A 13,234-nucleotide genomic window follows, 5' to 3' on the forward strand; every position below is an offset into this window, starting at 1 on the left:
AAAAGGGTGTCATAATAGACTATTACGTAATATACAGATAATAACAGGCTATTATCTGTATACTGTAGCATTAGTTTAAAATGACACCCATATATATTTATTGTTTATTAATATTAACGGGAAACCTCATTACCGGCCTTGGCAAATGCAAGCTTCATAACTTCGTCTACAGATACGAGGTTGTAATCACCGCTTACAGTATGTTTTAAGCAGCTTGCGGCATTAGAGAATTCAACAGCTTTCTGTGGGTCAAAGTCATTGATAAGACTATATATGATACCAGCACAATAAGCATCACCAGCACCAATATAATCAAGAATATTCATAAAGAATTCCTGGCTGTAGTAAGCCTTTCCTTCAGTGTATATCATTGACTGGAGCTTGAATGTTGTTATTGAAGTTTCTGTTCTCCATACAGATGCAACCATCTTGAAGTTAGGGAACATTTTTATAAGTTCTTCTGCAATGTAAGAATTCTTCTCTTTATCTGAATTAGAGGCATCAAGTCCGAATATTCCAACTGCATCATCTTCATTAGCAATACATATATCAACATACTTACATATTTCGCTCATTACTTTGTTAGCCTTTTCACCAGACCAGAGCTTGCTTCTGTAATTAAGGTCACAGCTTATTGTAATACCTCTTTCCTTAGCTTTCTTGCAGGCAAGAAGAGTAATCTGTGCCATATTATCGCTTATTGCTGGAGTAATTCCTGAAAAATGAAACCATGTAGCATCAGCAAATATTGAATCCCAGTCAAAGTCATCCACATTAGCAAGGGCAAATGCTGACCCTTTTCTGTTATATATAACATTAGTAGGTCTCTGGCTTGTCTTTTTTTCAAGGAAATATATTCCAATTTGTTCGCCGCCTCTTACTATATGTTCAACACCGACACCATACTGTCTTAAAGAATTAACAGCACTCTGTCCAATAGTATGTTCTGGAAGCTTAGTAACATAGCTTACATTAACATTAAAATTGGCAAGGGATACAGCAGTATTAGCTTCGCCGCCGCCATATACAGCTTCATAAGAATGTGCCTGTGTAAATCTTTCATTGTTGTCAGGTGAAAGTCTGAGCATTAATTCACCAAATGTTATAATCTTGTGTTTCATTGTTATCTCCCATCTTGCATCAATTGCTTACTGTTTATCGTACAGTGATATATTGTATCACATTTTTATAAAAAAGTAATATGTATTTTAAAGAAGTTTGGTATTTTTTGTCATTTCTGCGTGCTTTTTCAGATTATTAAGTGCACGAAGCAGTATACAACAGGCAGATATAATAATTAAATAGAAAATGAAATAGCATTATAAGCCGTGTTTAGCAAAAAAAGCAGTATCGACACATATCCGATATTAAAGTATAATATGAATAAGTCTGAGTGGCTAAAAAGATATTTGACGGATGAGATTATAATATGTTAGATGAGATTATAATTTAATAGATGAAAATTTAATTTGATAGATGAAATTTTAAATAACAGGAAAGGTGCTGACGTGACATAATGTTAAGAGATGTAGGATTGGAAGATATTAGTGATGGAAGATTATATAGAGAAAATGATATGGTAAAGACAGATACGAATTCTTGCCAGGGCTGTAAGAAGATATGCTGCATAGGAATGGGCAGAACAATAGTGCTTGATCCTTATGATTGTTACAGGCTTGGAATTGGCACAGGAAAGACATTTGAGCAGCTTCTGGATACTAATATTGAGCTTAATATGGTAGATGGCTGTATACTTCCTAATATTAAAATGCAGACAGTTAGTAATGGCTGTTCATTTCTTGGAGCTGATAACAGATGTACAATACATAATTACAGGCCTGGCATATGCAGAATGTTTCCGTTAGGAAGATATTGGGAAGATGATGAGCATTTTTATTATATATTACAGAAGGGTGAATGTAATAAAGATAATCTGACTAAGATAAAAGTACGCAAGTGGATAGGAATTGATAATATTGAAAGTTATAATTCATATGTGATACAATGGCATAGTTATATTAAGAAGGTTCAGAGAGCCTTGGCAGGACTTTCTGAGGAACAGATTAAGATACTTAATATGTATAATCTCAGAACATTTTACATGAAAGGTTACGAAGCAGATAAATTCTTTGAAGAATTCAAGGAAAGACTTGATAAATCCATAGAGATGTTCGGAATGTAGAGTGGCTTCAGATATAAAGATGATGGTTAATATAGAAATGCTTGGAATGTGGAACGCTTCTGATATAAAGATAATTATTAATATAAAGATGTTTGGAATTTAAAGAAAAGAGGATATATATGAAGACAGATTTGTTTAAAATAGGAGGGCTGACCGTTCACGGCTATGGCTTTATGATAGCACTTGGATTTATCCTTGCTATGATTCTTGGTGAATACAGAGCAAAGAAACTTGGACTTAAGGACGAGTCGGTTATAGATATAGCGATAATCGCAGGACTTACAGGATTTGCTGGAGCAAAACTTTTATTTATAATAGTTGAATTTGACAGCTTTATTAAAAATCCTAAAGAGGTATTAGGTTCATCAGGATTTGTTGTGTATGGAGGAATTATAGCAGGTGTGCTTTGCAGTATGCTTTATTGTAAGATTAAGAAGATTAATTTCCTTGAGTATTTTGATCTTATAATGCCGGAGATAGCATTAGCACAGGGCTTTGGAAGAATAGGTTGTTATCTTGCAGGCTGTTGCTATGGACGTGTGACAGACAGTGCATTTGGCGTGATATTCCCAGTGGGTTCTCAGGCACCAGCAGGTGTAAAGCTTATTCCTACACAGCTTATATCAGCAGGAGCTAATATAATTCATATGATAATACTTATTGCGGTTGCACATTTTATAGGCTATACAATAAGGAAGAAAGATGGTAGAAAGCTTGTGCTTCCAGCTGGTGGAATTGGCTATTTATATATGATTTTATATGGGATTGGAAGATTTCTTATTGAGTTCTTAAGAAATGATTACAGGGGCGAGATAGGTATTCTTTCAACATCGCAGTTTATATCAATATTCTTTATTGCAGCAGGTGTGGTCCTTCTTATTATTGGAAAGAAGAAAATGCAGTCTTAAAAACAGATGGTTAATTATGTGATTTTCCTGTAACAGACCGGAATTTAGTTCTGGTCTGCTGTATAGATACATAATTAATCATCTGTTTTTTATTGTGTCAATAATCTAAATCTACAGCACTAGAGACATAGGTCAAGTATAAGAGTGCTTATTTAATATTACATTGCCGGTGCCGTATTAGTATGGACAAGTGTATAACAATAATCTGCTTAATTACTGTCTTGCAGCTTTCTTAGCCTTTCTGTAATCGCTTATATTTAGTGGGCGTACAAATCCGCAATATTCACACGTTTCGCCGCTTTTACCCCTTATATTAATAACAGGTATATAGAATATAGAAACACGGTTAATTCGTCTGTATAAGCCGTGTGGAGTTATATGTCCACAGTTAGGACACTGGAAAACACCAGTATCAGCATCTTTTTTGTATATTGTACCATAACTGTAAATAACTATCATGCATCTGCCTCCCCGTGTCTTTCTTTAATAAAATGTCTTATGTTATTGACTACATAATTATATTCAGTCAGCTCACCCTCGTGAGGAGCAATAGTTATTCTGTTGCCGAATTCAACCTCCAGGGCAATATAGTTAGTGCCTGTAAGCTTGCCGTCAGCTATATTGCATACATAAACATTGGTAATAGTATCTAATGGAATAACATTAAATCCATTGGTGGTACGATTCAGGTCAATAATGTAATCAGGTGATACAGCGAGTTTTAACTTATTAGAGAAAAAATGTTTATTAGTAGCAAAGTTCTCATATAAGGCGTTGAGAGAACCATCGGCTTCAAGCTGTGCCATTTTCTGCTTGATAAATGCACCATTACGGTTTCCTGATATGAATAACATAATAGCTGCAAATGCCAATATGCCGGAACATATATAAAATACAATAGAGAGCTGGTGCCGGTTGTAATTAGTATCAAGATAATAGCTTCCAAAGTAATCAGTGTAGTTAGAAGTAGTAATACCAAGACCTGAGTTTTTGAAGTATTTAACTAGGTAGGAAGCAAGCTTTGCAGATATTTTAACTCTGTTACCTTTAAGTGTCTGTGGTGTGAAAGAGTAAATGTCATTGCCGTCAGTAAAATCCTGTCCATATACAGGTACTGAAGTATTCTTGTTAGTGCTTATCACACATAAATATCCATTGGTGTCCTCTGCAATATAATATCTTGCAGTTACTTTTCCATTAGTAGTCTCCTCGGCGAATGGTCCCATAAGATATATAGCGTTAAGCTGTGCAAGACCTTTATGTGTTGGGTCGAAATTATCATAACGGCTGAATTCAAAAGCAATTCCGGTAACTGCTGATATAATAGCGATTATTCCCAATATTAGTGCTGGAATAAAGCTGGGACGGCCTGTTGTAATCAGGTCTTTTTTGAATTGTTCCATATAGCTCCTCCTCGATGTGATTTATTAATCTTTAGTACAGGTACTAAATAATAAAGCAAGTGTTAATTATACATCAGATTATATGATAATTAACACCTGCCTTAATTACTATTATTTATTATAGCTTAATTCTTAAAATATTAAAATAAGCTTTTGGATATTATTATTATAATACTTTAGATAAGAAATCTTTAAGTCGTGCACTCTTTGGGTTATCAAAGAATTCCTTAGGAGCTTCGTCCTCTTCAATCATACCTTCATTAATGAACATACAGCGTGTAGCGACTTCCCTTGCAAAGCCCATCTCGTGTGTAACTACCATCATAGTCATACCATCTGCGGCAAGCTCTTTCATAATTGCAAGTACTTCACCAACCATCTCAGGGTCAAGGGCAGAAGTAGGTTCATCAAATAACATAATCTCCGGGTTCATAGCAAGAGCTCTTGCTATTGCAACTCGCTGCTTCTGTCCGCCAGATAACATATCAGGGTAAGAGTCAGCTTTGTCTAAAAGGCCAACACGTTCAAGAAGCTCTAAGGCTTTCTTGTCAGCATCTTCTTTGCTCATAAGTCCTAACTGTGTAGGTGCAAGAGTGATATTTTTCTTGATTGTCATATTAGGAAAGAGATTAAAATGCTGGAATACCATTCCAATGCTCTGTCTTAATTTATCAACATTTACACCCTTTTCTGTGAGGTCATTGCCCTCATATATGATATGTCCTGAAGTAGGAACTTCAAGTAGATTAAGTGATCTTAAAAATGTAGATTTACCACAGCCGGAAGGACCTATTATGGCAATAACTTCGCCCTTGGTAATAGTTGTATTAATGTCCTTAAGTACAACGTGGTCGCCAAATGTCTTTTTAAGATTTTTTACTTCAAGAATTACATTAGTGTCGTTCATTGCTTCTTAATCTCCTTTCAAGTTTCTTTACAAGTGATGAAAGAATCACAACAAGTACAAGATATATAAGTGCAACACCGAAAAGTGGAAGCATTGGATCATAAGTTATGCTTCGAATAATATCACCGCCACGGGTAAGGTCGTTAAGACCGATATAACCACTTATTGATGTCTCTTTTAAGAGTACGATAAATTCATTGGCAAGTGCTGGAAGTACATTCTTAAATGCCTGTGGAAGTATTACCTGAATCATAGTCTGTCTATAGTTAAGACCAAGGCTTCGTGCGGCCTCAAACTGTCCGTTGTCAATTGACATAATACCTGAACGGAAGATTTCGGCAACATAAGCACCAGAGTTAATACCAAAGGCAAGGAGTGCAACAACAATCTTGTTAATATGTACTGAGCTGAATATTACATAGTATATAATAAGCAGCTGTACCATTGTAGGTGTTCCTCGTATAACTGTGAGATAAATGTTGCAGAGGAAGTTAAGCACCTTCATCTTACCTGTCTTATCGTGGTTAGAACGTACGATTGCAATAAGGAAACCTATTACAATACCGATAAGTGCGGCACATATTGCAATAATAAGAGTATTTCTTAAACCTGTGAGAAGATACTGGTATCTTGCATCATCAATGAAATCACTCTTGAATTTATCAGCAAAACTAGAACCAGAAGCTTTAACATCATTATTTCTTACGATAACAACCTGGCTTGAAGTTGTGTAAGGGATTGAGAAATCAATATTCTTCAGACGTTCTTCTGTAACAGTAATACCAGATATACCAAAATCTGCTTTTCCAGAAGATACAGCAGTAATAATTGAATCAAATTCCATATCTTCAACATCAATCTTCATATTAAGGTAATCAGCTATGGCATTGGAAATATCGACATCAATACCACACACCTTGCCATTGCTGTAATATTCATAAGGTTCAAAGTAAGCGTTAACAGCAATAGTAAGAGTTCCGTTAGAACCTGAGCTTGTAGGTACATATGCCTCTTTAGAGGCATTTTCACCAATATAATTATTGATAATTGTATTAACTGTTCCGTTGGCAATAAGGACATTTAACGCCTCATTGACTTTTTCTGTTAGTGATGAATTGTTCTTGGCAATACATATAGCATATTCTTCTGTAACAAATTCTTCATCAAGAATCATAAGTTCGTTGTTAGCAGCAACAAATGCTTTAGCTGGCTGTGCATCAATTACAACAGCATCAATCTTGCCCTGCTTAAGAGCCTGAATTGCATCATTTCCTTTATTGTATCGTTCAACCTTAGTTCCTGAACCATCAGATTCCATATCGGAAACATATATGTCACCTGTAGTTCCAAGCTGTACGCCGACTGACTTTCCAGCAAGGTCATCTACTGAAAATACAGTGTTCTCTGGAATTTTACTGCCACAGGCAGTAAGTGTCAATGTACTTGCAAGGCTTAACACAAGCACAACAGAGAGCATAAAAAGGCGTTTAAATGTTGAGAGCTTTTTAGTGTTCATCATTTTAATCCTTTCGTTTAATTATAATGTTATAATTATACACAGATTATGTATCATATTTCAATGATAAAAAGTAAAATTATAAATATTGAATTATATTAGAAATAATGTAAAATATAAAGATAGCGTGATTACTAAAGGAGATGAGGAATTATATGAAGAATAATGATAATAAGATTATAAATATTATATTCAGGGTTGTTATTATTGGTGCATTTTTTATGGGAATAAGGACGATATATAATTTCTATGTGCTGATGATTACTTATAAGGGAATATCCGGAGAAGATATGTTTAACAGGGTAGCTTCGATGGTTGATGATTATGTTATGTTTATGGTATTTATGGTGGCTTCGGTAGTATTCAGCGTGCTTGCAAGAAAGCTGGTGAATAATAATACATTTATTATAAGGACAATAAGCATAGCTGTTTCACTTGTATGCAGTGTGCCAGAGCTTATAGCTGTGTATTATTTTGCAATGCTTACAATGGTGAAATATCCACAGTATGCCAATATACTTGGAGTAAGCGTGACACTTAATGATGTGTATACATCGTCAGCTGCAGTGTTTTTACAGAATAATCCTTATATGTTCTATACATTTTTTATTGGAGTGGCAGTATTTGCTGTGCTTACAATAACTTCAATATATTCACTTATAACAGGCAGAAAGACACAGCAGGTTTAGAAAATACACGAATATTAGAAAATATAAAGGGTTAAATTGTATGAATAGCTTAGGATATATAAAGTAGAAGTACACTAAAAGAAAGGCAGAGCAGGCTTAAATGAAGATAGTTACACCAGATTATTATAAGAATTTTAAATGTATAGCGGGAGAATGTACGGATACATGCTGTGCAGGCTGGGATGTTGATGTTGATAAAGAGTCGTACAAGCAGTATAGGAGAGTAATTGGGTCATTTGGCAATAAGTTAAGAAGTGTTATGGTGCCATCTGAAGATGGTGGCTGTACATTTACGCTAAAAGAGGGAAGATGTCCATTTCTTAATAAGAAGAATTTGTGTGAGATTTATATCAAGCTTGGTAAGGATTCGCTGTGTGAAACGTGTGCAGAGTTTCCCAGATTTATTAATGAATATGGCAATACAAGGGAAATTGGAATTGCACCATCCTGTAAGACAGCAGGTGAGCTTATATTAGGATATAAGGGCGAGCTTAAATTCAGAGAGGTAAAGAACAGGGAGCAGATTAACAGCTACAATGATATAGACCCGCTTACCTTTGTACAGTTAAGGCAGGCAAGAATTATAGCATATAATATAGCCACGGACAGGGATTATACCATAATGGAAAGATGTGTGCTTATACTGATGTTTGCAAGAAACATACAGGATTATCTTGATAGAGAAAGAGATGAACTAATAGTGGGTGTATGTGGACGTTTTGCCAAGGAAGACTATAGGGAAAATAAGTTAAACAGGGCAAGGCGTATTGCTGCTGGAAAGAAAGATACATATAAGCATATAAGAAAGTTCTTTGAAAGTTTTGAGGGAATGGAAGTTATTAATAAAGATTGGAATATATACACAGAGGAAGTTAATAATTTCTTTGAGGAATGTACAAGTGCAGAGCAGTTCAGGGCTGTTGTGAAGGAATTTGACGAATACCACAAGGAAGATGAAACTGAATATGAACAGCTTCTTATGTATTATCTGTACAGATATTTTCTTGATTCAGTATATGATTATAATCTGCTTTTAAAAGTCAAGGGCGGTATTGTTGGAATAATTGCAATTAAAATGCTGAATATTGCTGACTGGTGGTATAATAACAAAGAACTTTCATTTACACGGAAGGTAGACCTTGCTCATCTGTATTCAAGACAGTATGAACATTCATATTATAATTATGAAGTGTATAATCAATATTTTATGAGCAAGAGAGCGTATGCATATGAGAATCTTTTATCAGAGCTTATAGATTTAGAGTAAGATAATCCATTGGCTGTTTAAAGATAAGGACAAGTGAGGTAAAGAGTAATGAAGATGATTCTAAAGTATCTGGAAGAATTAAAAAAAGAGTGTGTGTTAGCACCACTTTTTAAAATGCTTGAAGCACTCTTTGAGTTATTCGTTCCATTGGTGGTTGCTTCTATAATTGACAGAGGCATAGGACAGCAGGACACAGCTTATATAGTAAAAATGTGCCTTATGCTTTTAGGCCTTGCAATTATAGGACTTGTATGTTCAATAACAGCACAGTATTTCAGTGCCAAGGCGGCAGTTGGCTGTGCTACAGGAATAAGGCACGCTTTATTCAAGCATATACAGTCACTTTCTTTCACAGAGATGGACGACATTGGAACGTCAACACTTATGACAAGAATGACAAGTGATATTAATCAGGTTCAGAATGGTGTTAATCTTGTATTAAGATTATTCTTACGTTCTCCATTTATTGTATTTGGTGCTATGATTATGGCATTTACAATAGATGTCAAGGCGGCACTTATATTTGTCGCAGCTATACCAGTCCTTGCCGTTATAGTATTTGGAATTATGATAGGAACAAGACCTTTATATAAGAAGGTACAGGCAGGTCTTGATACAATCCTTGGAATAACAAGGGAAAATCTTACAGGTGTAAGAGTAATAAGAGCGTTTAATAAGCAGGACGATGAACTTGCACGGTTTAAGAATAAGAATGAAGAACTTAATCATATGCAGAAGTTCGTAGGTAAGATTTCAGGTCTTATGAATCCTCTTACTTACACAGTTGTTAATGTTTCAATAATTGCACTCATATGGGTTGGTGCAATAAGAGTTAATCAGGGTAGTCTTACACAGGGACAGGTTGTAGCCCTTTACAATTATATGTCACAGATACTTGTTGAGCTTATCAAGCTTGCTAATCTTGTAATTAATATAACTAAGGCTCTTGCCTGTGCAGGAAGAATTGAGTCAATATTTGAAGTGCAGCCAAGTATGAAGGATGGCAGTATGGATTTATCAGCATATAAAGAAAATGTTCCTGTCGTAGAATTTAAGAATGTTGCCCTTAAGTATAATGGAGCTGGTGATACAAGTATTGCCGGCGTTAATTTTAAGGCTTACAGGGGACAGACTATCGGTATAATAGGTGGTACTGGTTCAGGTAAGTCAAGTCTTGTCGGACTTATACCAAGGTTTTATGATGCAACCAGTGGCGAAGTATTAATAAATGGAACTAATGTTAAAGATATTAATATAGAACAGTTAAGGGACAAAGTCGGAATAGTAATGCAGAAGGCAGTATTATTCAAAGGAAGCATAAGAAAGAATATCCAGATGGCTAAGGCAGATGCTACAGATAAAGAGATAGATGATGCACTTGCAATAGCACAGGCGAAGGAATTCGTTGATAAGAAGAAAGGCCGCCTTGACTATATGATTGAACAGGGTGGTAAGAACCTTTCAGGTGGACAAAGACAAAGACTTACAATTGCAAGGGCAGTTGTTAAAAAGCCAGATGTCCTTATTCTTGATGACAGTGCATCAGCTCTTGACTTTGCTACAGATGCGGCACTTAGAAAGTCTATAAGAACGATGCCTAATAATCCTACAGTATTTATAGTATCACAGCGTTCAGCATCACTTATGCACGCAGATAAAATTATCGTGCTTGATGATGGTGAGGTTGCAGGAATAGGTACACATACAGAACTTTTGGAGAATTGTGAAGTATACAGGGAAATATATAATTCACAGTTCAAGTCATAGGTCAGAATGGAGATTAGTTATGAAAGATAATAAGGATAAAAGAGAAGCGCAGAAGTCTACGCTTGGCAAAGTATTAAAAAGAATAAAGAAATATAGTGGATTTCTTGTTATATCAATCCTTATGGCTGCTGTAACAGTTGCTTCTACATTGTATGTGCCAATTCTTGTTGGTAGAGGAATTGACCATATTATAGGACCTGGCAATGTTGATTTTGCAGGCATAACAAAGGTACTTATAACAATAGGAATTGTTGTTGCCATAACAGCACTGTCACAGTGGATAATGAATATATGCAATAATAAGATAACTTACCACGTTACAAGAGATATAAGAGATGAGGCTATGGAAAAGTTACAGAAGCTTCCTCTTAAATATATTGACGCACAGTCATATGGTGATATTGTAAGCCGTGTAATTGCCGATGTTGACCAGTTCGCAGATGGTCTTTTAATGGGATTTACACAGTTCTTTTCAGGTGTGCTTACAATTGCAGGAACACTTATATTTATGCTTACAATAAATGTAAAGATTACACTTGTAGTTGTTGTTATAACCCCGGTTTCATTATTTGTTGCAAGCTTTATTGCTAAGAAGACATTTTCAATGTTCAAGCTCCAATCAGAAACAAGAGGTGAGCAGACGGCATTTATTGATGAGATGATTGGCGGACAGAAGGTTGTAAAGGCATACGGCTATGAAGACAGGGCAGTAGAAGAATTTGACGAGATTAATAAAAGATTACAGAAGTATTCTTTAAGAGCTATATTCTTCTCATCAATAACTAACCCATCGACGAGATTTGTCAACAGCCTTGTGTATGCAGCAGTAGCTGTTGCAGGTGCATTTTCTGCAATAGGCGGAGGCATAACAGTTGGACAGTTATCAAGCTTCTTAAGTTATGCTACACAGTATACTAAGCCTTTTAATGAAATATCAGGCGTTATAACAGAGCTTCAGAATGCCATTGCGTGTGCAGGAAGAATGTTCGAGCTTATAGAGGAAGAACCAGAAATTCCAGATGCACCATCAGCAGTTAGTGTTACAGATATTGATGGCAGGGTAGACCTTAATAACGTATACTTCTCATACACACCAGACAGAAAGCTTATAGAGGACTTCACACTTCACGTTAAGAAGGGACAGAAGATTGCGATTGTAGGTCCTACAGGCTGTGGTAAGACAACAGTAATCAACCTTTTAATGAGGTTTTATGATGTTAATTCAGGAAGCATAGATGTATCAGGTGTTGATATAAGGGATATGACAAGATATTCATTAAGACACGGTTTTGGTATGGTATTACAGGAAACATGGCTTAAGGCAGGAACTATCAGGGAGAATATCACTATGGGAAAGCCGGATGCCACAGAAGAAGAGATTATTGAGGCAGCTAAGGCTTCATACTCATACGGATTTATAAAGCGTCTTCCTAATGGGTTTGATACAGTGATTGGTGAGGACGGAGGAAGTCTTTCACAGGGGCAGAAGCAGCTTTTGTGCATAACAAGAATTATGCTTACAAGACCACCAATGCTTATTCTTGATGAGGCAACTTCATCTATAGATACCCGAACTGAAATAAAAATTCAGAACGCATTTAACAAGCTTATGGAAGGAAGAACAAGCTTTATAGTTGCCCACAGACTTTCTACAATACAGTCAGCAGATGTTATACTTGTTATGAAAGACGGACATATTATAGAAAAGGGTAATCACGAAGAACTGCTTGCGGCTGGCGGATTTTATAAGAACTTATATGAGAGCCAGTTCGATACAGCAACAGCATAGGAAGAATATGAGATTGTATATAACGGACATATCTGATGTAACCGAGGATATGTTTAACACTGGGAAAATGCTTGTGCCAGAGTACAGGCAGGAGAAGATTGACAGATATCAATATATGGAAGATAAGAGGAGAAGCCTTGTTGCAGGGCTTCTTCTTAATTATGCGACAAAGGACTATGAAGCTGGGAATTATATAGCTCATAATTATATAACTGGGAATTGTGTAGATAAGAATTATCTAATTGAGGCTTCCAAGCGGGAAAGAGAGAATATCCAAGCAGGACATTTATGGGAAAGTAATTCGGAATATGATATAGATATAAATAAGCTTATCAGCGGATATGATAAGGCTTATGATTATGATATCAAACTTACTGCGAATAATAAGCCGGAGTATGCGGATAAGAATATACATTTTAATCTTTCCCACACAGGAGATTATGTTGTATGCGCCATATCAGAAAATGCAGTTGGTGTGGATATAGAGCATACAAGAAAGAATTATTTAAAGGTTGCCAGAAGATTTTTTACTGATAATGAATGTCGGTGGATTGGCGAAGATGAGAATCGTTTTCTTAGAATATGGACATTAAAGGAAGCATATTCCAAATATACAGGACAGGGAATAGCTCTCACGATATCAGATACAGAGTTCAGGTATGAGAAGAATGATAAGGGGGAGGATATTATTAATGGTTATATTAATAAAGATAAGATAACTAATATTAATATTGTCCAGCTTAATAATATTAAGTCAGAATACGTTATATCTGCCATAGAAAAGACATTTTATTAACGATTATAAA

The 13,234-nt window shown here is 35.6% G+C and carries 12 protein-coding genes; 7 read left to right on the top strand and 5 right to left on the bottom strand.

From position 1 onward, the window contains the following. Positions 1 to 113 precede the first annotated feature (113 nt). Positions 114 to 1,121, bottom strand: coding sequence for a sugar kinase (locus tag WMO14_RS05485; protein WP_022501980.1), 1,008 nt, complete (start codon positions 1,119 to 1,121; stop codon positions 114 to 116). Positions 1,122 to 1,534: 413 nt separating this feature from the next. On the opposite strand from WMO14_RS05485, the gene WMO14_RS05490 reads away from it, so the two are divergent. Together WMO14_RS05490 and WMO14_RS05495 are read left to right on the top strand one after the other, a co-directional pair. After that, positions 1,535 to 2,182, top strand: coding sequence for a YkgJ family cysteine cluster protein (locus WMO14_RS05490; protein WP_242854081.1), 648 nt, complete (start codon positions 1,535 to 1,537; stop codon positions 2,180 to 2,182). A 119-nt stretch (positions 2,183 to 2,301) separates the two neighbouring features. Next, positions 2,302 to 3,090 (top strand): prolipoprotein diacylglyceryl transferase, encoded by a 789-nt coding sequence (locus tag WMO14_RS05495; RefSeq protein WP_055306249.1) that lies wholly within the window; start codon positions 2,302 to 2,304, stop codon positions 3,088 to 3,090. 213 nt (positions 3,091 to 3,303) lie between these two features. Here the strand turns inward: WMO14_RS05495 and WMO14_RS05500 are convergent, their stop codons facing one another. The 4 genes from WMO14_RS05500 to WMO14_RS05515 all read right to left on the bottom strand — a co-directional run bounded on the left by WMO14_RS05500 (position 3,304) and on the right by WMO14_RS05515 (position 6,919). Then, positions 3,304 to 3,549: a hypothetical protein gene (locus WMO14_RS05500; protein ID WP_022501977.1), complete on the bottom strand. Its 246-nt coding sequence runs from the start codon at positions 3,547 to 3,549 to the stop codon at positions 3,304 to 3,306. Then, a complete protein-coding gene (locus WMO14_RS05505; protein ID WP_055306248.1) occupies positions 3,546 to 4,493 on the bottom strand; it encodes a DUF6709 family protein in 948 nt (315 codons plus the stop codon). Before WMO14_RS05505 ends, WMO14_RS05500 begins: the two co-directional genes overlap by 4 nt. Before the next feature lie 166 nt (positions 4,494 to 4,659). Further along, positions 4,660 to 5,400, bottom strand: coding sequence for an amino acid ABC transporter ATP-binding protein (locus WMO14_RS05510; RefSeq protein ID WP_022501975.1), 741 nt, complete (start codon positions 5,398 to 5,400; stop codon positions 4,660 to 4,662). Beyond that, positions 5,387 to 6,919, bottom strand: coding sequence for an ABC transporter permease subunit (locus tag WMO14_RS05515; RefSeq protein ID WP_318255820.1), 1,533 nt, complete (start codon positions 6,917 to 6,919; stop codon positions 5,387 to 5,389). The genes WMO14_RS05510 and WMO14_RS05515 overlap by 14 nt, the downstream gene beginning before the upstream one ends. 152 nt (positions 6,920 to 7,071) lie before the next feature. On the opposite strand from WMO14_RS05515, the gene WMO14_RS05520 reads away from it, so the two are divergent. The 5 genes from WMO14_RS05520 to WMO14_RS05540 all read left to right on the top strand — a co-directional run bounded on the left by WMO14_RS05520 (position 7,072) and on the right by WMO14_RS05540 (position 13,224). Beyond that, positions 7,072 to 7,605, top strand: a complete 534-nt coding sequence (locus tag WMO14_RS05520) for a hypothetical protein (RefSeq protein ID WP_022501973.1) — start codon at positions 7,072 to 7,074, stop codon at positions 7,603 to 7,605. Between the two features lie 100 nt (positions 7,606 to 7,705). Next, a complete protein-coding gene (gene fliB, locus WMO14_RS05525) occupies positions 7,706 to 8,872 on the top strand; it encodes a flagellin lysine-N-methylase (protein ID WP_349153422.1) in 1,167 nt (388 codons plus the stop codon). Positions 8,873 to 8,920: 48 nt separating this feature from the next. After that, positions 8,921 to 10,639 carry an ABC transporter ATP-binding protein gene (locus WMO14_RS05530; RefSeq protein WP_349153423.1) on the top strand — a complete coding sequence of 573 codons (1,719 nt, stop codon included), beginning with the start codon at positions 8,921 to 8,923 and terminating at the stop codon, positions 10,637 to 10,639. 19 nt (positions 10,640 to 10,658) lie between these two features. Beyond that, complete coding sequence (locus tag WMO14_RS05535; protein ID WP_349153424.1) at positions 10,659 to 12,428, top strand: ABC transporter ATP-binding protein; 1,770 nt, start codon at positions 10,659 to 10,661, stop codon at positions 12,426 to 12,428. Positions 12,429 to 12,435: 7 nt separating this feature from the next. Continuing rightward, positions 12,436 to 13,224: a 4'-phosphopantetheinyl transferase family protein gene (locus tag WMO14_RS05540; RefSeq protein WP_349153425.1), complete on the top strand. Its 789-nt coding sequence runs from the start codon at positions 12,436 to 12,438 to the stop codon at positions 13,222 to 13,224. Positions 13,225 to 13,234 lie beyond the last annotated feature (10 nt).

It is taken from the genome of Lachnospira rogosae (ex Hitch et al. 2025) (genome assembly GCF_040096455.1).
In the GTDB taxonomy this organism is placed as follows: Bacteria; Bacillota; Clostridia; order Lachnospirales; family Lachnospiraceae; genus Lachnospira; species Lachnospira rogosae.